Below are 21,482 nucleotides of genomic sequence, written 5' to 3'. Positions count from 1 at the left end.
TCACCCCTTCTGTCCTTCTGCCAGCACTTTATCTTTTAGAAACGTCAGCTTTCCTCCATATGTTTTTTGCAGGTTTTCGATCGTAAAAACGTTTTCCGCCGGTCCGAAAGCGATTTTTCTTAGATGAAGCAGTAGGATCCAATCGAAATAATCCTCGGCGGTCTGCAGGTCATGGTGGACGACAAGCACTGTTTTTCCTTTTTGTTTGAGTTCTGCCAAAAGCGTCATAATCGCCCGCTCCGTCGCTGCATCAACGCCGGCAAACGGTTCATCCATAAAATAAATGTCGGCGTCCTGGCAGAGCGCCCGGGCAAGAAACACACGCTGCTGCTGGCCGCCAGACAGCTGGCTGATCTGCCTTTTCGCATAATCAAGCATCCCGACTTTTTCTAAAGCGGCTTTCGCCATCTCCACATCAGTTTTTTTTGGCCTTTTTAATAAGCCGATGCGGCCGTATCTCCCCATCAGCACAACATCGAGCGCGCTTGTGGGAAAATCCCAGTCAACCGAGCCGCGCTGCGGAACGTATCCGATTCTTGTCCGCTGATCCTTATAGTCTTTGCCGTAAATAGAAATGTCTCCTGAAGCGCGGGGCACAAGACCGAGAATGGTTTTGATCAAGGTTGATTTTCCCGCGCCGTTTGGACCGATAATGCCAATCAGTTTTCCTTCCGGCACCTGCAGTGAAATTTCCTGCAGAACAGGCTTTTTATGATAAGCGACCGTTACATTGTCGAGCTCAACAGGGAACATATCCATCACCTCTTTTCTTTATTTAAGCGCTTTGGTAATCGTGTTGATATTGTGGCGGAACATTCCTTCGTAAGTGCCTTCTTTTGTGCCCTTTTCACCCATGGCATCCGAATAAAGCTGACCGCCGATTGTGACTGTATGGCCTTTTTCTTTAGCCCCTTCTGCCACTGCATTGATTGATTTTTCAGATACGCTGCTTTCTACAAAAACAGCTTTTATTTGTTTTTCTGTCAAAAGATCGACCAGTTCCTGAACATCCTTTAATCCGTAATCCGAATCTGTGCTGAGCCCCTGCAGGCCTTTCACCTGAAATCCATACTCTTTCCCAAAGTAGGCAAAGGCATCGTGAGCAGTGACAAGCACACGGCTTTTCTCCGGAATATTCTCGATCTCCTGGCGCGACCACTTATCTAAATATTGCAAATCTTCTTTGTACTCTTTGGCATTTTTCTTAAAATCATCCGCGTGCTCAGGCATCGCTTTGCTGAATTGCGCTTCGATTTCATCCACTGCATAGATCCATAACGGAATGCTGAACCAAACGTGCGGATCAAACGTCTTGCCTTCTTCTGCAGAAATGAGCTTGTTTTTCGGTATAGCCTCAGCGACTGCCGCTGCTTGTTTTTGTTCGCCGATTTTTTGGAGAACGTCCTCCATTTTTCCCTCCAAATGCAATCCGCTGTACAGAACAACATCGGCTGACATTAGTTTTTTCGTGTCACCCTGTGAAGCTTTGTAAAGATGCGGATCGACTCCCGGCCCCATTAAAGAGGTGACTTTTACATGCTTTCCTCCAATGTTTTCGGCTGCATCGGCAATTTGGGATGTTGTTGCCGTTACCTGTAACTGTTGATCAGCGCTTTTTCCGGCTGAATCCGTACCGCATCCCGTTAGAGCAAAGCAGGTCAAAAGCACTACTGCCATCAGTCCCTGTTTCATTTTTACCCTCCTCTTTGCCATCAATGTTCGCTTATATTATCTTATGTTTTCATTTCTTAGACATGTGACATTAAATTAGCCAAAAGCATATTTTATTTAGTTAGGACAAAAAGTTTCCTTAGTGCAAAATTATCGCGTTTGCCCACTTTTGTCAAGGACAATTTTCACAAAAAAACCGGCTGGGTTAGCAGCCGGTCCAAACGAGAAGGGATGTATTCAACGAACGATTTTACTATAACAGCACACTGACATTCTTTCAAAATGGCAAAATGCTTTTTACTTATCCATGTTGCGTGAAAACATCCATTTTGGTCACATATTTTCGCATAATGTCCTGGTTCACCTCAACCCCTAAACCAGGCTGTTTTGAAACAGAAATAAATCCATTATCAATACGGATATCAGGGGTCACAATATCCTCATCCCAATAACGTGAGGATGAAGAAATATCACCAGGTATTGTGAATTGCGGCAGTGAAGCTAGCGCCACGTTCTGGGCTCTGGAAATGCCAGTTTCCAGCATTCCGCCGCACCAAACCTGCATATGATGCTCTCTGCATAAATCATGAATTTTTAAGGCTTCTGTTAAGCCGCCGACACGGGAAGGCTTAATATTAATGATTTTGCAGCTTCCGAGCTCAATCGCCCGTCTCGCATCATCAGCCGAACAAATGCTTTCATCAAGGCAAATGGCCGTTTTCAAATGTTTCTGCAAGTGGCGGTGATCAACGATGTCATCAGCTTGAAGAGGCTGCTCAATCATCATTAAATGGTACTCATCAAGCTCCTTTAAACGGCTGATATCCTTCAGCTCGTATGAGGAATTGGCATCGGCCATAAGCGGGATGTTTGGGAACCGGCTGCGGATGGCCTTGACTAATTCCACATCCTGCCCAGGCTGAATTTTAATTTTTATTCTTTGATATCCTTCTTTTTGATAGCTCTCGATTTCCTTCAGCATATCGTCAAGAGGTGCCAGGCCGACAACTACCCCGGCAGGAACTTTATCTCTTGTCCCGCCCAATGCCTCGGCAAGGGAAATGCCCTTCTTTTTCGCATAGATATCCCAGACAGCCGATTCAAGTCCCGCTTTTGCCATTCGGTTTCCTTTATATCGCGCCAGGCTGTCCGGAACTTCGGAAGGGTGCTTGAATTCACGTCCGACAACATTGGGAATAAAAAAATCCTTTAGCATGTGCAAACATGTGCCAATGGTTTCTTCGGTGTACCAAGGCGAAGAGAACGCAGATACTTCTCCCCAGCCTGTGACACCGGATGTATCAATGGCTTCCACGATCAGAAATTTACGCTCTTGAAGCGTTTCAATACTGTTTTTGAACGGTTTCTTTAAATTCATGCTCAAATGGTAAAGCGTAATTTTCTCTATTTCGATCATAGCAGTTCTCCTTTACGCGCATCCTTCAGCTGATTTCGCAAGAGCTTATTAGACGCATTGCGCGGCAGGCTGTCCAGTATAAAGAATTTCGCCGGAATTTTATATTTCGCCAAGCGTTCTTTGCAGTAGGCGGTCAATTCTTCTGCGCTTACAGGCTTGTGAAGGACAAGATAGGCGTGGGGCACCTTCCCCCATTTTTTGTCCTCAGCACCTGAAACACCGGCTTCGGCCACAGCGGGGTGTGAAAGCAGCACTGACTCCACTTCAGCCGGATAAATGTTTTCTCCGCCTGATATGATCAGATCTGAACGTCTGTCTAATACATATAAAAAGCCGTCGCTGTCCAAATACCCAAGATCACCTGTTTTCAGCCAGCCATTTTGAAAGGAAGCTTCGTTTGCGCTCTCCCGGTTAAAATAGCTTTTCATGACATTCGGGCCTTTGACCATGATTTCACCGTGTTCAAACGGTTCACATGCCTGTCCGTCCCGCTCTATTTTAATTTCGCATGAAAACAGCGGTTTCCCCGCAGATCCGAGCTTTTCCATACTGAATTCCGGCGACAGGGTGACGATTTGTGAGCATGTCTCTGTCATTCCATAGGACTGAAAGACAGGGAATCCTTTCTCACGGCATTCCTCAAGCAACGGCAGCGGTGCAGGGCCTCCGCCGAGCAGGATGCATCTGATGGTTTCAGGGCAGCGGCTTGTTTCTTCCAAAAGACTGGACAGCATTGTCTGCACCGCAGATATCATTGTCACTTGATGCCTGGCGATAGAATCCAGCACATCGCTTACGGAAAAGCGCTGGTGAAGCACGACAGTCATTCCGTAGATCACAGATTTAAATAACGCGGACAATCCGCTGATGTGGAAGAGCGGCAATGCGATAAGCCAGCGGTCTTGTTCTGTTATACCCAAATTAAGCGCGGATGACACCGCACTGAAATAATGGTTTCCGAACGTTTGCTGAACTCCCTTAGGCTTGCCTGTCGTACCCGACGTATACATCAGCGTTGCCGTTTTATCCAATTGCATATAATTCTCGATCGTAATTTCCTTTGCGTTTACTTGGGCAAGTTCGTCCACATCAATAGTTTGAAGGGTGTGCTCATAATCTTGCTTATCAAAGCTTGAATCTGTCAGTAAAAAGCGGGCGCCGGAATCCTCCAGCTGAAACAGCCTTTCATGTGTTGACAGCTTCGTATTCAGAAGCACTGCCTTAACACCGAGCAAAAAACAAGCGTGAACGGCGTAAACCATTTCTGTACGGTTTTGGAGCAAAATAGCCGCAGTGTCCCCTTTCCGAACCGAATGAGCAGCAAGCTGCGCCGCCATTTGCTTAGACGCAGCAAACAAGTCTGCAAATGTCACGGTTTGGTCTCCATAGATGAGAGCGATTCTCTTAGGTGTCAGCTGTGCCCGTTGCATGAGCCAGTTGGGCTGTTCAGTCAGCATGTCATCATCTCCGAGGTAAAATGTCTGTATTGAAAAGAAAACAGCTTGGACCGCAAAGTCTCAAGCTGTTTGTTTACTAAGTATTGCTGATCACGGGAAACGAGGGAACTGTCCGAAATCAGGTTTGCGTTTTTCCTTAAAGGAATCACGGCCTTCTTTTGCTTCATCTGTTGTGTAGTAAAGAAGGGTAGCATCCCCTGCAAACTGCTGAATTCCAGCAAGTCCGTCCGTATCCGCGTTAAACGCAGCTTTAAGAAAACGAAGTGCGGTCGGGCTTTTTTCAAGCATTTCTTCACACCATTTAATCGTTTCTTCTTCAAGTTGTTCCAAAGGAACGACTGTGTTGACAAGACCCATGTCCAGTGCTTCCTGCGCGTTGTACTGACGGCACAGGTACCAGATTTCACGAGCTTTTTTGTGTCCAACGATTCGAGCCAGGTAGCCAGAACCGTAACCAGCGTCAAAGCTTCCCACTTTAGGGCCTGTTTGTCCGAAAATCGCGTTGTCGGCAGCGATTGTCAAGTCACATACGATGTGAAGCACGTGGCCTCCGCCGATCGCATATCCGGAAACCATCGCAACAACCGGTTTCGGAATGACGCGGATTAAACGCTGAAGATCCAGTACGTTTAGACGCGGAATCTGGTCGTCTCCTACATATCCGCCGTGGCCACGCACTTTTTGGTCTCCGCCAGAACAAAATGCTTTGTCTCCGGCACCTGCAAGCACGATAACCCCGACGTTTTGATCGTCTCTCGCGTCAGCAAACGCATCAATCATTTCAGCAACCGTTTTAGGGGTAAACGCGTTATGTACCTCAGGGCGATTGATTGTTATTTTTGCAATACCATTATACGTTTCATACAATATTTCATCGTATGTCCGTTTTGTTTTCCATTCTGCAGCCATATGATGACCTCCTTTTATTCTCTATGTGAGTGAATCAGATGCTTGTTAAAAACTCACTCACTATTTTACCAAAAAATCGCGGTTGTTCCACATGGACCGTATGGCCAGCGTTTGGAACAATCTCTATTCTACTAGATGGAAGCTTCTTATGCACCTCTTGATTGATGGCACAAAACTTTTCGTCCCACTCCCCACAGATCAGAAGCACAGGCACCGCAATTTCGTCTACACGGCTCCACCATGAAGGCTGTGAGCCGGTGCCAATACCGGTTAAACTGTTCGCAAGCCCAATCTTATTGTTTCGCAGACGGCCCGACCGTATCCTGTGCCGAATATCTTCAGCCAGCCGCTGCTGGGATGAAAACAAAGGGATGCTCTCCCAATACTGCACAAAAGCTTTGATACCGTCATGCAAAATAAAATCTGCAAGCTTTCGGTCCCGCATGATTCGTTCCCGCCGTTCCCCAAGCGTTTTGAGCCCCGGCGTTGTGCTTTCAAGCACAAGTGCCGATACCCGTTCGGGATATGTCATCGCAAAAGAATAAACAAGCCTTCCTCCCATAGAATACCCAATCAATTTCACTTTGTGAAGTTTTAATTGATCAAAAATCTCGGCAAGGTCAGAAACTTGCCGGCTTGTGCTGTATCTTTTCCCATTCAGAGGGGCATCGGTTTCACCATGCCCTAAACAATCAATTTTGATCAAACGGGAATCAGGCAGCAGCCGATCAAGAAAATTCCATGATTGTTTGCTGCCGGTAAACCCGTGCAGACAGACGATGGCTTCGGAAGCATTCGGCCGCTCGTCTGTCACAGCATATCGGACACCGTCTGAAACCGTTAAATTTACAGTTCCCATTGTTTTTTCACTTCCCGCACAGCCTCATTCAGCATATCGCGATGAAGCTGGACTCTTGATTGTCGATCCGTTTTGATTTCTATTAAATGGAGTCCGGGCTTGTCTGCCTGCGGCGCGTAAGCTGCTTTGAATTCATCCCATGAAGCCGGGCATGAATACGTACCGCCGTATAGTGCAGCCGCATGCTTGAAATCGAGCCCTGTCGGCGTGCCGAACAAATCTTCAAAGTGTGCCTTCTCAGATGCCTGCGGCAAAAATGAGAAAATCCCTCCGCCGTCATTATTCACGAGAATCACAGTAAGAGGAATGCCCAGCTTTTTAGCAGCCAGCAGTCCGTTTAAATCGTGATAAAAAGATAAATCTCCAATCACGAGGGTAACAGGCGCTTTTGTTCCTTCACATACCCCCATGGCAGAGGAGACGACACCGTCTATCCCGTTTGCGCCCCGGTTTGAATAAATTCGGAAATCGCGTTCCTGCTTTTCAAAAAACGTATCAACATCCCTGATCGGCATGCTGTTGCCGACAAACAGCGAGCTGTTTTCAGGCACAAGATGCTGAAGGATCCGATAGAGATTGCCTTCAAACGAAACCTCTTCACTGCTGATTGTTTGCAGATGCTCGCGGAAGCGCCCATTGACAAACTGCCACTTTTCCAGCCATTCTGATGACCTGGTGATGTCAGCAAGGTCAGCCATGATCGCTTCAGCAAAAGCAGACGCGTTGCTGTGAATCATATGCGCGCTTGCCTGTGTCGGGTCTCTCCACCCTCCATCCTCGTCGATCACAATCTGCTGAATCGCCGGATCATCCTTGAGCCATAAGAAAACCGGTTTTGAAACAGGCATCGGACCAAAGCGGATGACAACATCAGGACGCAGTTTCACCTTCAGCTCATCATCTTTTAAAAATGAATCGTACGCATCAATGACAGTGCTTTTATCATGGACGCCGTTCCGCAGATTAGACAGCGGGTCCGCTAAAATCGGATATTGAAGCGCCTTTGACAGTGCAATAATGTTCTCCTTATCCGTATCACTATGGAGCTCACCGCAGACGATCATTCCTTTTTCAGCCTCTGTCAACAACACAGCCACATCAGCCAGGGATTCCCGGTCAACAGACTGCGTACCCGTTTTCACAGACACGTGACGTCCTGTTCTCATTCTTCCAAACGGCTCAGCTGAAAGATCCGGCATCAGCGGTTCGCGCAGCGGCACGTTCACATGCACAGGTCCCATAGGGCGTTTTTGTGCTTCGCCAGCGGCGCGGCTGGCCAGCGTTCGAATATATCTCAGCATATGCGGAGACTCTTCAGGAAGAGCAGAGTCTGTGAAAAACTTAACAAAGTTACCGAATAAGAAGTGCTGATTAATAGCCTGCGGTGCGCCTACTTCGCGCAGCTCGTGAGGCCGATCAGCAGTTAACACAATAATTGGCACTCTTGAATAATGTGCTTCAATCACAGCCGGATAAAAGTTGGCCGCGGCTGTTCCTGATGTGCAGATCAAAAGCACGGGACGCTGCTTCGCTTTTGCCAGCCCTAAAGCAAAAAACCCGGCAGATCTTTCATCAATTTGAACATGGACGCTGATATCAGGATGCGCGGCTGCAAGAATAGCCAGCGGTGTGGATCTTGAGCCCGGACAAACGACGGCGTCCGTAATTCCGGAAAGGGCGAATTCATCCATAAAACTTCCGATGTAATGTGTAATCGGGTTAGCTTTCAACGCCTCTCACCTCCTAATGCAGAGATCATCGGCTTCAATTTAATCTGCGTTTCCTCATATTCCGATTGCGGGTCTGAGTCTTCCACAATGCCGCATCCGGCAAACAGCCTTGCTGTGCTGCCCTCGATCAGCCCTGAACGGATGGCCACCGCGAATTCCCCGTTATCCTGACTGTCAATCCAGCCGATAGGAGCCGCATACCAGCCGCGGGACATCGGTTCGATCTCTCTGATCACTTCTACAGCTTTTTTCTGAGGTGCCCCCCCAAGCGCAGGTGTGGGATGCAGTTTCTCAATTAAGTCAAAAAGCGAAGCAGACTCACGAAGCTGTCCGACAATCGGCGTAAATAAGTGCTGGACGCTTTTCGTTTTGTACAATGCAGGTCCGTCAGGCTTTTCAACCTCCGAACAGCTTGATATGAAAGCGTTATGGATCATGCCTACAACAATATCATGCTCCAGCAGATTTTTCTCATCGTTTAATAATTCAAGGCCTATCCGGCGGTCTTCTTCTTCATCCGCGCCGCGTTTAATGGAGCCTGCCAGACAAGAAGACATAACAGTGCTGCCGTCTCTTTTGATCAGTCGTTCTGGAGACGCGCCGACAAAGGTTTGGCCTTCCTGTTCGATTGCAAAAACATAGCTTGTCTGCTGATCGTTCAGAAGCGTTTTAAGCACCGGTTCAATTTGGACCGGGCCGTCAAACGTGAGCAGCAGCTCTCGGGCAAGAACCACTTTATCATATTGTTTCTCTTTAATTTGGCTTGTTGCCGTTTCGATTGCTTTCAGCCAATCATCCTTATGCAGCTCTTGAGATGCTGCAATCACAGCCTGACTTCCTTGATCTAAATCAGGAACAGTTAATTCCGCTGCAAAAGCTTTTAAGCCTTCCAAAACAGCTTCTGCATCTTCTTCTCCGCTTACCCATCTGTTGACTGTTAAGAACGGGCCTTCAGCAGTCATCGTCAGCATAAGCGCAGGCACAAAGAAATCTCCTTCCGAGAAATGGTCCCATTGTGTACCTCTTTCTTCGCAAGGGTCAAAAGAAAATCCTCCGAATAACACAGGTCCCACTGCAGAACGCTGCAGCTTTTCTTCTTCATAAATATGAAAAGCCGTCTTTTTAAAGCGCTCCCATTGTTCAAAAACCTCGCGGTACCGCTCGCTGTTTTTTTGATTTGTCTGGAAAACCGCTTCTTTGCCAAGACCGACTATTGTCAATTCACTTTCAGGATCTGACCAAAAAAATCGATTGCCTGTATATTTTTTTGCTCCGTAATTGAAAAATGATAGAGGGTCAAGAGACTCGATTTGTCTCGAATAGCTTATTAAGACAGCATGGTTGACTTCTTTGGCTTTATGTAATGCATGTAGAACTTCCTTTCGGAACGTACGCTGCACCGTTGTCACCATGAGACATTCCTCCATAATCCTTAAAATGCTTTTAATACCATACACCTGTGTCTCCTTTGTGTCAAACACACAGATCATGCAGTCCAAATGGCCTGCCTTACCTATTATAAACCTAATTTCAGAAATGAAAAAGAAACAAACCTTAATTTTCTTTCTCCACTGATAGCAAAGGTTGTATCCGCTTACCATATAAGGAAAATCTCCTATATTCCTCCACGCGCCATTTATGAAAGTTCTCAGGCGATCTGTTCATACTAAGGGTATGCATCACAGAGAAACGAGGCGATCACATTGCTTACAAAAGACCAGCTGCAGTATTTAAAAAATGAACTGGAACAAACGAAAAAAGATATCTTAAACCGTTTCAAAGACAATGACCATTTTCAGCTTAACTCAGCCTTTCCTTATGATTCGTGGGGTGAGCTTTCCGCTTACGACAACCATCCCGGCGATCAGGCGACAGAGCTTTACGAGCGTGAAAAAGACATCGCTCTCGACTTGCATGAGCGAGAGCATCTCCGGGACATTGAGCATTCATTGAAGGCGATAGAAAATGGTACGTACGGTATTTGTGAAGTCAGCGGAAAGGAAATCCCTTACGAACGTCTTGAAGCGCTTCCGACGGCCACGACGCTCGCAGAGTATTCGTCACAGGATGTCGTTTCCAAAGACCGTCCGATCGAAGAAGAAACACCTTTCGGGCAATTTGAATTTGACGATGATGAAGAAATCAGAGCGCCTTATGACAGTGAAGATTCCTACCAGGACGTTGAAAAATACGGAAACTCATCAACACCGCAGGATATGGAAAACCCGCCGCTCAGCTATGATGATATGACGATGAATGCCGAAGAAAATATCGGCAATACGGAGTCATATGAAAATTTCATCGCTACTGATATCACAGGAAAAGAAATTACAGTTTATCAAAGCAGAGCCCATGAGCGTTATGAGGAAGAACTCGATGAAGAGGGAATCATGACAACATTCGGCGATCTCCACGCTGATTGAACCCCCGATTATTGGGGGTTCTTTTACGTTTTCTGCATATCAGGGTTTGATCTTTATAAGATAAAGGGTAAGTGCAAATGTAAAATAAATACATACGGAGGTTACAAACATGAAGAAGATTGTCGGCGCCATAGCGGTTTTTGTGATTACATATGCGCTGTTTTCAGCCGCAGACTACCTGTTTCCAATTGACCAAGAATGGTACAATTCACTGAAAAAACCGGACTGGACGCCACCCGGATTTGCGATCGGCATCATTTGGGCCATCCTGTTTGCCCTGATCTCCCTTTCAGCTGCCATTGTGTATGCCGCGTTTTCATTTAAAGATGCGAAAAGCTTTTGGCTTATGCTTTTGCTTAATTATGTGCTTAATCAGGCATTCAGCTATTTTCAATTTACGCAAAAGAATTTGCTGGCTGCATCAATTGACTGCCTGCTTGTCGCGATCACAACACTCATATTAATGATCGCAGCGAAAAAATACAGCAGAGCCGCAAGCTATCTTCTTTTACCTTATTTTTTATGGAGTGCATTCGCGACATTCTTATCCTTTACAATCTATTCAATGAATCTGTGAACAAAAAAAGCCGCTTAAACAGCGGCTTTTTCACATCATCGGCCGGATGCCCCAAATGTCTTTCGCATATTCCCGGATCGTGCGGTCGCTGGAGAAATAACCAGAATGGGCAATGTTTAAAACCGAACGCTCAGACCATTTCCGCCGATCGCGATAATCAGCTTGAATACGCTCCTGCGCATCTGCATATGAGCTGAAATCCTTCAGCACAAAATACTCATCATTATGCGGAAGCAGCGAGTCATAGATCGATTCAAATTCATCTGCTTCCCCTTCAAAAAAACCGTTGATCAGCTGATCGACCACCTGTCTGATTCTGCGGTCATGCTGATAATATTCCCTCGATCTATAGCCGCCGTTTTCCTGATACGATAGAACGTCATCCGCCTTTAAACCGAATGTATAAATGCAATCAGGCCCCACCCGCTCAAGAATCTCAATATTTGCGCCGTCATGCGTGCCGATCGTCAAAGCGCCGTTCATCATAAACTTCATATTTCCTGTACCGGACGCTTCTTTGCTTGCAGTTGAAATTTGTTCACTCACATCTGAAGCCGGAAAAATACGCTCAGCCATAGAAACTCTGTAATTTTCCAAAAAAACAATCTTAATCAGCTGCTTGACTGCCGGATCATAGTTGACCTTTTCTGAGACAGAATGGATCAGCTTAATGATTTTCTTTGCATAATGATAGCATGGTGAAGCCTTTGCACCGAAAATAAAGGTTTGCGGATAGATTGAAAATCCCGAGTCCTCCTTAAGCCGGTTATACAAATACATAATATGAAGAACATTCAGCAGCTGCCGTTTGTATGCATGAAGCCGTTTTACCTGTACGTCGAATATGCTGTCAGGATTCACAACCACCCCGGCCGTGCAAAAAATCAAATCGGCAAGCTCTTGTTTTTTCCTGCTTTTGTTGTTTTGAAACTGCTCGATAAAAGCGGGATCAGAGGCGTACGATTCTAATCCGATAAGGGATTCCGGCTGTTTCACCCATTCATTGCCGATCGCCTCTGTAATGATGGCAGACAAGCCGGGATTCGCTTTTAGCAGCCAGCGCCTGTGGGCAATTCCATTCGTCTTATTGTTAAAACGACTCGGGAACAGCAAATGAAAATCGCGCATCTCCCTTTCCTTTAAAATATCGGAATGAATTTTGGCAACGCCGTTTACACTGTAGCTGCCCACTATAGCCAGATGAGCCATTTTGACAACACCATGCGCCGTAATCGCCATGGCCTCTATTCTTTTCCAGTCTCCGGGATACTTTTCCCAAACCGCTCGGCAAAACCTTTCATTGATCTCTTCAATAATCATATACATTCGCGGGAGCAGCGGCTTAAACAAATGAATCGGCCATTTCTCAAGCGCTTCTGACAATGTCGTATGATTTGTATAAGAAATCGTATGTACGGTAATATGCCAGGCCTCTTCCCAGCTCATGTTCTCTTCATCGAGTAAAATCCGCATCAGCTCAGGCACCGCAAGCGCAGGATGGGTGTCATTAATATGGATGCTTACTTTTTTATGCAGGCCGGATAAAGATTTATTTGTTTTTCGGTAATTGTTCACAATGCTTTTTAAGCTTGCGCATACTAAAAAATACTGCTGCTTCAGCCGCAAAATTTTCCCCTCGTCATGGGTGTCATCAGGATATAAAAATTCAGAAACAGCTTCTGTTTCCCGCTTATAAGACAAAATATTGCCGCCATGATAATGCGCAGAAGGCTCGGCGTTCCAAAGCCGTAACGTATTAACGGTGCCCGTTTCATAACCGATGATCGGGATATCATAAGGAACAGCGGAAACAATTGTAGCTTGTTCGTGGCGAAAATGCAGACGCCCGTTTTTTTCTGTCATATGCACCTCGCCCCAAAATGGCACATCAACTGCCTGATCCGCATTTCTTACTTCCCATACATTCCCGTTTTTCAGCCATTGCTCAGGCAGCTCCACTTGATGCCCGTCTACAATTTTTTGTTCAAACAAGCCATGTTTATAACGAATGCCCATCCCGTGCCCCGGCAAGTTCAACGAAGCCAGAGAATCTAAAAAGCAAGCGGCCAAGCGCCCAAGCCCGCCATTGCCGAGACCTGCATCGCTCTCCATCTGAACGATCTCCTCTAAATTGATGCCGATATCCTTCAAGCCTGCTTCTACAACATCACGAACGCCAAGATTCATTAAATTTTGTTCAAGGAGCTGACCGAGAAGAAATTCGATTGACAAATAATATGTCTGCTTCCCGGAATTGGACCGGCTCTTTTCATTCGTCTGGATCCAATCAGCGCTGATATACTCTCTGACCATATTGCCCAATGTTTTATATTGATCCAGCTTGGCAGAGTCTTTAAAGCTTTTTCCGCACGTCATTTCCAGACGCTTTAAAAATAAGGCTGCAAAGCGTTCTTTACTCGAGAACATCCCGTCCACTCCTTGTCACATGCTCGAAAATGCGCTGATACTCTTTGGCTGACTGCTCCCAGCTGTAATCTGCATTCATTGCGGTCTTCATGATGCTCTTCCATACGTCCTTTTGACGATAAAACGACAGCGCCCTCTCAATCGTAAATTTCAGATCATGCGCATTGAAGGCAGAGAACGTAAAGCCATTGCCCGTTCCCTCTTCCTCCTGATAGGAACGGACTGTGTCATAAAGCCCGCCCGTCTCTCTGACAATCGGAATGGCGCCATATTGGAGAGCAATCAGCTGCCCCAAGCCGCACGGCTCAAATTTCGACGGCATCAAAAACAAATCAGAGCCCGCATAAATTTGATGGGCAAGCGGCTCGTCAAACCCAATATACGCTCGGCACCTCTCATGAAAAGCAAATTCTGCATACCGGAAATAATCTTCAAATTCGCGTTCCCCTGTACCCAGCACAATCAGCTGTATGTCCTGCTCCTCAAGAAGTTCATGCATAATCCTGCGGACAAGATCAAGTCCCTTTTGTTTAGTCAGCCTTGTCACCATACTGATCAGCGGAATATCGTGTCGTTCCGGAAGCCCCATCCGCCGCTGAAGTTTCTTTTTATTTTCTTCCTTGTTTGCAAGATGCTCCGAATCGTAATGCGCCTCTATATAAGGATCGCTTTTTGGCTGGTAGAAGGAATCATCAATGCCATTTAAAATGCCGGTTACATCATTTTCCCTATATCGCAAAACCTGTTCCAGCTGTTCACCGTAATAAGGCGTCAATATTTCATTTCTGTAAGTAGGGCTTACAGTTGTCACATGATCAGCCGCAATGATGCCCGCCTTCATAAAATTAACAAATCCGTTGCATTCTAACCTTTCATAATGAAAATGATCCATCTCAAGCCCCAGCAAGTCATGTGTGACATCAGGCGGAAATATGCCTTGAAACTGCAGGTTGTGGATTGTGAGTACACTTTTCATCTGCTCATAAAAAGGATGTTTTTTGTATTCCTCTTTCAGCAAATAATTGACCATCGCTGTATGCCAGTCGTGAGTATGAACAATATCCGCTTGAACATTCACAGCTTTGGCGGCCTCCAGTACAGCTCTTGAAAAAAAGGCAAATCGTTCACCGTCATCATAATGCCCGTACAACGAACCCCTGTTAAAATAATATTCATTGTCGATGAAGTAATAATTCACATCATCTTCGGCCATATGTTCAATTCCGCAATATTGCTGACGCCAGCCAACTGCTACCGTACACTCAGCCATTTTTCTCATGCGCTTTTTCCAACGATCAGGTATTTGGCTGTACTTCGGCAGCATCACAGCTACTTCATTGCCTAATCGCGCAAGTGCCTTTGGCAGAGCGCCGGCTACATCGGCAAGACCTCCTGATTTAACAAACGGGGTACATTCTGATACAGCAAATAATACCTTCAAGAATTCATCAGCTCTCCTTGCACCAAACCTTTTCTTAATACAAGCGGCTGCTCAGCTGTTCCCGCAGCCTCAGTCGCATTGCCGATTTTAACGTCCTTATCAGAAATGACCTGCTCAAGCAGGCAATCCTCGCCAATCTGCGTTTTTTGCATAACAATGCAGTTTTTCAGCTTCGTTCCCTTTCCGACATGAACCGCCCTGAACAAAATGCAGTTTTCAACCTCTCCTTCAAGCACACAGCCGTTTGCCACCAAGGAATTTTTGACAGTGCTGTGTTTTCCGTATTTCGTCGGCGGCTCATCCTTCACTTTTGTATAGATCGGCTGCTGGGGCAAAAACACCTGCTGCCAAAAACGAGGCTGAATGAGCTCCATACTGTGGGTATAATACTTTTCCACCGAATCAATGACAGCGGCATAACCTGAATATTCATAAGGGCAAATGGTCAAGGAGGAAGATTCTTTTTCAACAGCCTCCTGAATGGTTTTATAGCCTTTTTCACTATGTCCGTAGATCAGATCCTTTAAGAGCGCTGTAGACATGATATAGATTTGCAGCGACTGGCCGTCCTGAAATACCTCGGTGACATCGCAGCCAACCTCCTGATGGCGTTTCAGCACATATTGAAATTGAATGTTGCATACGGTATGGCTGTTGGAGATCACGGCATATTGCTGTGTGCTTCTGTGGAAGTAATCAAGATGGTCGGAAAACTGGCGAAAGGAACCGAATTCATCGTATTCTTGGTGAAGATGGGGAGACGGGAAAAAAAAGAGGCCATCCTTTTTTCGATGCAAATCCCATTCCTTACCCGCTCCAAGATGATCCATAAGCGAACGATAGCGATACTTCGGAAAAATCGCGACGCTCCTAATATCCGCATTCACCATGTTGGAAAGCATAAAATCGATCAGACGGTACCTGCCGGCAAAAGGGATCGCCCCAAGCGACCGCTGTGCCGTTAAATCCTGAAGAGAATGCTTATATGTGGTTTCATCTATAACACCTAACATTTGATTATTGAACACTGGCTTTGCCCCCTCTTCAGTATTAGATCAATTCTTTTTCTACAAATTCCTCTGAAACGAGCAGCACCTCCTGAATGTCTTTTTCGGATCGAATCACTGCGCCATCCGGAAGCGCCAGACCCTTAGGCACGATGGCATTTTCAATCACTACATGCTCGCCAATCGTCACATCCGGCATAATGACCGACGATTTAACAGTCGAATGCTTGCCGACAGTAACACCTTGAAAAAGAACGGAATGAGACACATTTCCATACACGACACACCCTTCGTTCACAAGCGAATCATGAACCTGTGCGTCAGATGAAATAAATTGCGGAGGCTGATTGGGATTGACGGAGTAAATTTTCCACTTGCGTTCAAACAGTTTTAGCTCCGAGTCCTCTTTTAATAAATCCATATTGGCTTCCCACAAGCTCTGCACTGTTCCGACATCCTTCCAATATCCTTTAAACGGATATGCGGAAAGCTTCTTTTTTTCCTCTAAAAGCAGAGGAATAATGTCTTTGCCGAAGTCGTGGCTTGAATAAGGGTTCCGGTCGTCCATCTCAAGGTACTGTTTCAAAAGCGGCCAATTGAATATATAAATTCCCATTGAGGCAAGATTGCTCTTAGGAAATTTGGGCTTTTCATCAAAATGTGTGATCATCCCATCTGCATTGGTCTTCATGATGCCAAAGCGGCTTGCTTCCTCCCAGCCCACTTCGATGACAGAGATGGTGACATCTGCTTTCTTTTCAATGTGAAAATCGAGCATTTTGCCGTAGTCCATTTTGTAGATGTGATCTCCCGATAAAATCAGCACATACTCAGGATCATACTGATTCAAATAATTGAGATTTTCATAAATGGCACTTGCCGTCCCTTTATACCATTTGACTTCTGATGACTCGGCATAAGGGGGTAAAACCGTCACGCCGCCATTATATCTGTCAAGATCCCATGCACTGCCGATTCCAATATAGGAATTCAGCTCAAGCGGCTGATATTGTGTTAAAATCCCGACCGTGTCTATGCCTGAATTGGAACAGTTGCTGAGCGTAAAATCTATAATCCTGTATTTTCCCCCGAAAGATACAGCCGGTTTTGCCATATGTTTTGTTAATCCGCTAAGACGGCTGCCCTTCCCGCCGGCAAGGAGCATGGCTACACATTGTTTTTTCATCTTTTTATCTCTCCTCTTTTTTTAACCGCCCGTAAAATTGAAATGCCGTAAGGGGGGATGGTCATCGTGATATAACACGGTTTATGATGAAGAGCTCCCTTTTTGGCGGCTAACGGCTTTTTGTTGATTTGTCCTGAGCCTCCATATGTTTCACTGTCGCTGTTCAGCACTTCGATGTATTGGGTTAGAAAAGGAACACCAACATCATATTGATGATAGACCGCGGGTGTAAAATTACAAATGATGACAAGCGCCTCACCGTGCCTTTTCCCATAACGAATAAAAGAAAAGATTGATTGTTCGTTATTATGGACATCAATCCATTCAAACGACTGGGCACGATGGTCATTTTCATAAAGGATTTTGCTTTTTTGATAAAAGCGGAGAAGATCTTGCGTAAAAACGCTGGCTTTCTGATGCATGGGGAAGGAGTCCAAAAACCAATCTAGCTGCTCTGTGTCTTTCCATTCATCAAATTGGGCAAATTCTGAACCCATAAAGATCAATTTTTTTCCGGGATGAGCCGTCATATATCCGAGCAAAAGCCGATACTGGGCAAATTTCTGCCAATAGTCGCCAGGCATTTTATTAAGAAGTGATTTTTTTCCGTATACGACTTCATCATGAGAAAACGGCAATACAAAATGTTCACTAAACGCATACAGTAATGAAAAAGAGATAAGCTGATGACAATTCCGCCTTTCTTCTGGCGGCGTCTCCATGTATGTCAGTACGTCATTCATCCAGCCCATATTCCATTTAAAATGAAAACCGAGCCCCCCTTCCTCAACGGCACCTGTCACTTGAGGCCATTCCGTAGAATCTTCCGCAATCATCATGACATGCGGATATGCCTCTCTCATGGTTTGATTGAGTTTTTTTAAAAATTCAACAGCATATGGATTCGTATGGCGTTCATCCTGATTTGGCCAATACAGGATGTTAGCCACTGCATCAACCCTAAATCCATCTATATGATAGAATTCTGCCCAGTACAACGCATTAGAAATTAAAAAACTATGAACTTCCGGTTTTCCTAGGTCAAAGTTTGCCGTGCCCCATAGCCAGTTCTCCCGATCATGTTCTTCTTGAAATTCATAAAGAGGCTCTCCATCAAACATATAAAGGCCATGTGCATCTTTACAAAAATGTCCGGGCACCCAATCCAGTATGACTCCGATATTTTCTTGATGGCATTCATCCACAAACTTCATCAAATCATGGGGTGTGCCAAACCTGCTTGTCGGGCTGTAATAACCCGTTCCTTGGTACCCCCAGGAACGGTCATAAGGATGCTCATATACCGGAAGCAGTTCGATATGGGTAAATCCATGTTCTTTGATATAAGGAATAAGCGACTGACATAATTCTTTGTAGGAATAATGCCTGCCATCAGAATGTTTCTTCCACGAACCGAGATGAAGCTCATAAATAAAAACAGGTTTCTCATACACCCTCTTAGCCTTTTGTTTCTTTTGCCATAATTGATCTTTCCAGCTGTACTCACCTAAATCGTAAGTAAGTGACGCTGTATGTGGCCTGACTTCTGAATAAATAGCATATGGATCTGCCTTCAGCCTGATCTCACCGCTATGAGTCACAATTTCATACTTATATCGTTCCTTTTCTCCCAAACCTGGAATAAATAACGTCCAAATGCCGTTATCGTTCACTCTGTGCATCACATGCTGCTCTCCTGACCAGCTGTTAAAATCCCCTGCCACTCGTACTTCTGACGCATGAGGCGCCCACACACAAAATTCATATCCGCTTTGGCCATTCAGCTCGCGATAATGCGAGCCAAACAGCTGATAGCTTTTAAACAGACTGCCTTCGTGAAAAAGATAAACATCATGTGCTGTCGGGCTGGCAGCGGCCATGTAATCATCCTTTCTGACATCATAGTTTTCACTTATAGTATTTATTCGAAGAAATAAAAAAAAGCCCTTTCATGAAAGCGCTTATACTTATTGACATTTAACTTCATTTTCCGAAGAAAAACGAAATATATGGAGATTTTTGTTGTCTGTTTGTAGAATAAAGTATGAAATCTAAGGCATATCTTGATTTATAAAAATAAAAAAACCTTGCAGGATATGCAAGGTTTTTGGATGACCCGTACGGGATTCGAACCCGTGTTACCGCCGTGAAAGGGCGGTGTCTTAACCGCTTGACCAACGGGCCGTTGCTTGAGAACTTATATTTGTAATCATATGGCGGAGAAGGAGGGATTTGAACCCTCGCGCCGCTTACACGACCTACACCCTTAGCAGGGGCGCCTCTTCAGCCACTTGAGTACTTCTCCATTTGGCTCCACAGGCAGGATTCGAACCTGCGACCGATCGGTTAACAGCCGATAGCTCTACCACTGAGCTACTGTGGAATATAAAAATCATGGTGGGCCTGAATGGACTCGAACCATCGACCTCACGCTTATCAGGCGTGCGCTCTAACCAGCTGAGCTACAGGCCCATGACAATATAGAAATGGAGCGGGTGATGGGAATCGAACCCACGACATCAGCTTGGAAGGCTGAGGTTTTACCACTAAACTACACCCGCAATTTTTATTTGGGGCGATTGATGGGAATCGAACCCACGAATGCCAGAGCCACAATCTGGTGCGTTAACCACTTCGCCACAACCGCCAAAATATATATATTGATATATGGTGGCTCGGGACGGAATCGAACCGCCGACACACGGATTTTCAGTCCGTTGCTCTACCAACTGAGCTACCGAGCCTAAGTATTTAAATGGCGGTCCGGACGGGACTCGAACCCGCGACCTCCTGCGTGACAGGCAGGCATTCTAACCAACTGAACTACCGGACCATTTTAAAATTTACACGTGAATTTTCTTGGTTGACCCTTTGGGCACTTCTTATTTCATTCGTGTATTTTGGTTGCGGGGGCAGGATTTGAACCTGCGACCTTCGGGTTATGAGCCCGACGAGCTACCGAACTGCTCCACCCCGCGATGATTAAGAATATATATGGCGGAGGAAGAGGGATTCGAACCCCCGCGGGCTTTGACACCCCTGTCGGTTTTCAAGACCGATCCCTTCAGCCAGACTTGGGTATTCCTCCGTATAATGGTGGACCTTGTAGGACTCGAACCTACGACCGGACGGTTATGAGCCGTCTGCTCTAACCAACTGAGCTAAAGGTCCATTGGTAGCGGCGGAGGGGATCGAACCCCCGACCTCACGGGTATGAACCGTACGCTCTAGCCAGCTGAGCTACACCGCCAAATATTTATTGAAATCAAGTGGAGCCTAGCGGGATCGAACCGCTGACCTCCTGCGTGCAAAGCAGGCGCTCTCCCAGCTGAGCTAAGGCCCCAAGAATGGTCGGGAAGACAGGATTCGAACCTGCGACCCCATGGTCCCAAACCATGTGCTCTACCAAGCTGAGCTACTTCCCGATTTCATGTAGATCATGGCGCGCCCGAGAGGAGTCGAACCCCTAACCTTTTGATCCGTAGTCAAACGCTCTATCCAATTGAGCTACGGGCGCAAAACTTAATGCCGAGGGCCGGACTTGAACCGGCACGGTAGTCACCTACCGCAGGATTTTAAGTCCTGTGTGTCTGCCAATTCCACCACCCCGGCGTGGATGGTATAGTTGGAGCGGAAGACGGGATTCGAACCCGCGACCCCCACCTTGGCAAGGTGGTGTTCTACCACTGAACTACTTCCGCAGAAATGGTGCGGATGAAGGGACTTGAACCCCCACGTCTGTAAAGACACTAGAGCCTGATTCTAGCGCGTCTGCCAATTCCGCCACATCCGCAACATGTAAATGGTGAGCCATGAAGGACTCGAACCTTCGACCCTCTGATTAAAAGTCAGATGCTCTACCAACTGAGCTAATGGCTCTTCTTACAAGAGACTTGAATATTATATCATATAAAAGTGGTGCCGGCAAGAGGACTTGAACCCCCAACCTACTGATTACAAGTCAGTTGCTCTACCAATTGAGCTACACCGGCATATATGTAAAACCGAGTATGTATAATTAAAATGGTGGAGGATGACGGGCTCGAACCGCCGACCCTCTGCTTGTAAGGCAGATGCTCTCCCAGCTGAGCTAATCCTCCATAATTGCACTAGCGTGCAATTGCTTGGCGGCGTCCTACTCTCACAGGGGGAACCCCCCGACTACCATCGGCGCTGAAGAGCTTAACTTCCGTGTTCGGTATGGGAACGGGTGTGACCTCTTCGCTATCGCCACCAAACAAATTGAGAGTGTTCTCTCAAAACTAGATAACAGGTGTGACATCATGATTAGAAATTTGGTTAAGTCCTCGATCGATTAGTATCTGTCAGCTCCATGTGTCGCCACACTTCCACCTCAGACCTATCAACCTGATCATCT

15 protein-coding genes, 21 tRNA genes and 2 rRNA genes are annotated in these 21,482 nt (G+C 46.0%); 2 read left to right on the top strand and 36 right to left on the bottom strand.

The genetic code is table 11. The features are described from left to right. From mntB to CVV77_RS11710, 8 genes are all read right to left on the bottom strand, one after another. A complete protein-coding gene (gene mntB, locus CVV77_RS11745) occupies positions 1–753 on the bottom strand; it encodes a manganese ABC transporter ATP-binding protein MntB (RefSeq protein ID WP_100275475.1) in 753 nt (250 codons plus the stop codon). A gap of 18 nt (positions 754–771) precedes the next feature. Then, positions 772–1,692, bottom strand: coding sequence for a manganese ABC transporter substrate-binding protein/adhesin MntA (mntA, locus tag CVV77_RS11740; protein ID WP_100275474.1), 921 nt, complete (start codon positions 1,690–1,692; stop codon positions 772–774). A gap of 280 nt (positions 1,693–1,972) precedes the next feature. Then, positions 1,973–3,088 (bottom strand): o-succinylbenzoate synthase, encoded by a 1,116-nt coding sequence (gene menC, locus CVV77_RS11735; RefSeq protein ID WP_100275473.1) that lies wholly within the window; start codon positions 3,086–3,088, stop codon positions 1,973–1,975. After that, positions 3,085–4,545 carry an o-succinylbenzoate--CoA ligase gene (locus CVV77_RS11730; RefSeq protein WP_100275472.1) on the bottom strand — a complete coding sequence of 487 codons (1,461 nt, stop codon included), beginning with the start codon at positions 4,543–4,545 and terminating at the stop codon, positions 3,085–3,087. The genes menC and CVV77_RS11730 overlap by 4 nt, the downstream gene beginning before the upstream one ends. 90 nt (positions 4,546–4,635) lie before the next feature. After that, on the bottom strand, positions 4,636–5,454 hold the full coding sequence (menB, locus tag CVV77_RS11725) for a 1,4-dihydroxy-2-naphthoyl-CoA synthase (protein WP_003219322.1): 819 nt from the start codon (positions 5,452–5,454) through the stop codon (positions 4,636–4,638). 34 nt (positions 5,455–5,488) lie between these two features. Then, entirely contained in the window at positions 5,489–6,313 is an 825-nt protein-coding gene (gene menH / locus CVV77_RS11720; protein ID WP_100275471.1) for a 2-succinyl-6-hydroxy-2,4-cyclohexadiene-1-carboxylate synthase, read from the bottom strand. Next, the gene (gene menD / locus CVV77_RS11715; protein ID WP_100275470.1) at positions 6,301–8,043 is read right to left on the bottom strand and encodes a 2-succinyl-5-enolpyruvyl-6-hydroxy-3-cyclohexene-1-carboxylic-acid synthase; all 1,743 of its coding nucleotides are present in this window, start codon (positions 8,041–8,043) and stop codon (positions 6,301–6,303) included. Before menD ends, menH begins: the two co-directional genes overlap by 13 nt. After that, the gene (locus tag CVV77_RS11710) at positions 8,040–9,455 is read right to left on the bottom strand and encodes an isochorismate synthase (RefSeq protein ID WP_100275469.1); all 1,416 of its coding nucleotides are present in this window, start codon (positions 9,453–9,455) and stop codon (positions 8,040–8,042) included. The genes menD and CVV77_RS11710 overlap by 4 nt, the downstream gene beginning before the upstream one ends. Before the next feature lie 291 nt (positions 9,456–9,746). Here CVV77_RS11710 and CVV77_RS11705 point away from each other — a divergent pair, with 291 nt between their 5' ends. Both CVV77_RS11705 and CVV77_RS11700 read left to right on the top strand, forming a co-directional pair. Next, on the top strand, positions 9,747–10,466 hold the full coding sequence (locus CVV77_RS11705; RefSeq protein WP_100275468.1) for a yteA family sporulation protein: 720 nt from the start codon (positions 9,747–9,749) through the stop codon (positions 10,464–10,466). Between the two features lie 109 nt (positions 10,467–10,575). Next, complete coding sequence (locus CVV77_RS11700) at positions 10,576–11,043, top strand: TspO/MBR family protein (protein ID WP_100275467.1); 468 nt, start codon at positions 10,576–10,578, stop codon at positions 11,041–11,043. Positions 11,044–11,073: 30 nt separating this feature from the next. Here the strand turns inward: CVV77_RS11700 and glgP are convergent, their stop codons facing one another. The 28 genes from glgP to CVV77_RS11560 form a co-directional block, all read right to left on the bottom strand. After that, on the bottom strand, positions 11,074–13,470 hold the full coding sequence (gene glgP, locus CVV77_RS11695) for a glycogen phosphorylase GlgP (RefSeq protein WP_100275466.1): 2,397 nt from the start codon (positions 13,468–13,470) through the stop codon (positions 11,074–11,076). Next, complete coding sequence (gene glgA / locus CVV77_RS11690; protein ID WP_100275465.1) at positions 13,457–14,911, bottom strand: glycogen synthase GlgA; 1,455 nt, start codon at positions 14,909–14,911, stop codon at positions 13,457–13,459. Before glgA ends, glgP begins: the two co-directional genes overlap by 14 nt. After that, the gene (gene glgD, locus CVV77_RS11685) at positions 14,908–15,939 is read right to left on the bottom strand and encodes a glucose-1-phosphate adenylyltransferase subunit GlgD (protein WP_019259281.1); all 1,032 of its coding nucleotides are present in this window, start codon (positions 15,937–15,939) and stop codon (positions 14,908–14,910) included. Before glgD ends, glgA begins: the two co-directional genes overlap by 4 nt. Before the next feature lie 22 nt (positions 15,940–15,961). Beyond that, positions 15,962–17,104: a glucose-1-phosphate adenylyltransferase gene (locus tag CVV77_RS11680; protein ID WP_100275464.1), complete on the bottom strand. Its 1,143-nt coding sequence runs from the start codon at positions 17,102–17,104 to the stop codon at positions 15,962–15,964. Next, positions 17,101–18,984 (bottom strand): 1,4-alpha-glucan branching enzyme, encoded by a 1,884-nt coding sequence (glgB, locus tag CVV77_RS11675; RefSeq protein WP_100275463.1) that lies wholly within the window; start codon positions 18,982–18,984, stop codon positions 17,101–17,103. Before glgB ends, CVV77_RS11680 begins: the two co-directional genes overlap by 4 nt. A gap of 232 nt (positions 18,985–19,216) precedes the next feature. Next, positions 19,217–19,288: transfer RNA gene (locus tag CVV77_RS11670), tRNA-Glu, on the bottom strand. A gap of 30 nt (positions 19,289–19,318) precedes the next feature. Continuing rightward, positions 19,319–19,409 (bottom strand) — tRNA-Ser (locus tag CVV77_RS11665). A 3-nt stretch (positions 19,410–19,412) separates the two neighbouring features. After that, a tRNA-Asn gene (locus CVV77_RS11660) sits at positions 19,413–19,487 on the bottom strand. A 12-nt stretch (positions 19,488–19,499) separates the two neighbouring features. Further along, positions 19,500–19,576 (bottom strand) — tRNA-Ile (locus CVV77_RS11655). Positions 19,577–19,591: 15 nt separating this feature from the next. Then, positions 19,592–19,665 (bottom strand) — tRNA-Gly (locus CVV77_RS11650). Positions 19,666–19,675: 10 nt separating this feature from the next. After that, positions 19,676–19,751: transfer RNA gene (locus tag CVV77_RS11645), tRNA-His, on the bottom strand. 21 nt (positions 19,752–19,772) lie between these two features. Then, positions 19,773–19,848, bottom strand: a tRNA-Phe gene (locus tag CVV77_RS11640). 12 nt (positions 19,849–19,860) lie between these two features. Then, positions 19,861–19,937, bottom strand: a tRNA-Asp gene (locus tag CVV77_RS11635). Between the two features lie 68 nt (positions 19,938–20,005). After that, positions 20,006–20,082: transfer RNA gene (locus CVV77_RS11630), tRNA-Met, on the bottom strand. A 17-nt stretch (positions 20,083–20,099) separates the two neighbouring features. After that, positions 20,100–20,192, bottom strand: a tRNA-Ser gene (locus tag CVV77_RS11625). 6 nt (positions 20,193–20,198) lie between these two features. Further along, positions 20,199–20,275: transfer RNA gene (locus CVV77_RS11620), tRNA-Ile, on the bottom strand. Positions 20,276–20,277: 2 nt separating this feature from the next. Continuing rightward, a tRNA-Met gene (locus CVV77_RS11615) sits at positions 20,278–20,354 on the bottom strand. A 20-nt stretch (positions 20,355–20,374) separates the two neighbouring features. Beyond that, a tRNA-Ala gene (locus CVV77_RS11610) sits at positions 20,375–20,447 on the bottom strand. Positions 20,448–20,452: 5 nt separating this feature from the next. After that, positions 20,453–20,529: transfer RNA gene (locus CVV77_RS11605), tRNA-Pro, on the bottom strand. Between the two features lie 15 nt (positions 20,530–20,544). Then, a tRNA-Arg gene (locus CVV77_RS11600) sits at positions 20,545–20,621 on the bottom strand. A gap of 9 nt (positions 20,622–20,630) precedes the next feature. Then, a tRNA-Leu gene (locus CVV77_RS11595) sits at positions 20,631–20,716 on the bottom strand. 14 nt (positions 20,717–20,730) lie between these two features. Continuing rightward, positions 20,731–20,805, bottom strand: a tRNA-Gly gene (locus CVV77_RS11590). Positions 20,806–20,810: 5 nt separating this feature from the next. Further along, positions 20,811–20,897 (bottom strand) — tRNA-Leu (locus CVV77_RS11585). A 10-nt stretch (positions 20,898–20,907) separates the two neighbouring features. Continuing rightward, positions 20,908–20,983, bottom strand: a tRNA-Lys gene (locus CVV77_RS11580). 37 nt (positions 20,984–21,020) lie between these two features. After that, a tRNA-Thr gene (locus CVV77_RS11575) sits at positions 21,021–21,096 on the bottom strand. A gap of 32 nt (positions 21,097–21,128) precedes the next feature. After that, positions 21,129–21,204, bottom strand: a tRNA-Val gene (locus CVV77_RS11570). 22 nt (positions 21,205–21,226) lie between these two features. Further along, positions 21,227–21,342 (bottom strand): 5S ribosomal RNA (gene rrf, locus CVV77_RS11565). Positions 21,343–21,399: 57 nt separating this feature from the next. Further along, positions 21,400–21,482: ribosomal RNA gene (locus CVV77_RS11560) — 23S ribosomal RNA — on the bottom strand; the annotation flags it as partial.

Source organism: Bacillus sp. SN1 (assembly GCF_002796895.1).
Taxonomy (GTDB): domain Bacteria; phylum Bacillota; class Bacilli; order Bacillales; family Bacillaceae; genus Bacillus; species Bacillus inaquosorum.
The sequence above is the reverse complement of the archived record's forward strand: the minus strand, read 5'-3'. Positions and strand labels throughout refer to the sequence as shown.

Excerpts from the sequence above, each read along its gene's own strand:
- menC (WP_100275473.1), bottom strand. The coding sequence starts at position 3,088 with ATGATCGAAATAGAGAAAATTACGCTTTACCATTTGAGCATGAATTTA.
- mntA (WP_100275474.1), bottom strand. The coding sequence starts at position 1,692 with ATGAAACAGGGACTGATGGCAGTAGTGCTTTTGACCTGCTTTGCTCTA.
- menH (WP_100275471.1), bottom strand. The coding sequence starts at position 6,313 with ATGGGAACTGTAAATTTAACGGTTTCAGACGGTGTCCGATATGCTGTG.
- CVV77_RS11680 (WP_100275464.1), bottom strand. The coding sequence starts at position 17,104 with ATGAAAAAACAATGTGTAGCCATGCTCCTTGCCGGCGGGAAGGGCAGC.
- CVV77_RS11710 (WP_100275469.1), bottom strand. The coding sequence starts at position 9,455 with ATGGTGACAACGGTGCAGCGTACGTTCCGAAAGGAAGTTCTACATGCA.
- menB (WP_003219322.1), bottom strand. The coding sequence starts at position 5,454 with ATGGCTGCAGAATGGAAAACAAAACGGACATACGATGAAATATTGTAT.
- mntB (WP_100275475.1), bottom strand. The coding sequence starts at position 753 with ATGTTCCCTGTTGAGCTCGACAATGTAACGGTCGCTTATCATAAAAAG.
- glgP (WP_100275466.1), bottom strand. The coding sequence starts at position 13,470 with ATGTTCTCGAGTAAAGAACGCTTTGCAGCCTTATTTTTAAAGCGTCTG.
- CVV77_RS11730 (WP_100275472.1), bottom strand. The coding sequence starts at position 4,545 with ATGCTGACTGAACAGCCCAACTGGCTCATGCAACGGGCACAGCTGACA.
- CVV77_RS11700 (WP_100275467.1), top strand. The coding sequence starts at position 10,576 with ATGAAGAAGATTGTCGGCGCCATAGCGGTTTTTGTGATTACATATGCG.
- glgB (WP_100275463.1), bottom strand. The coding sequence starts at position 18,984 with ATGGCCGCTGCCAGCCCGACAGCACATGATGTTTATCTTTTTCACGAA.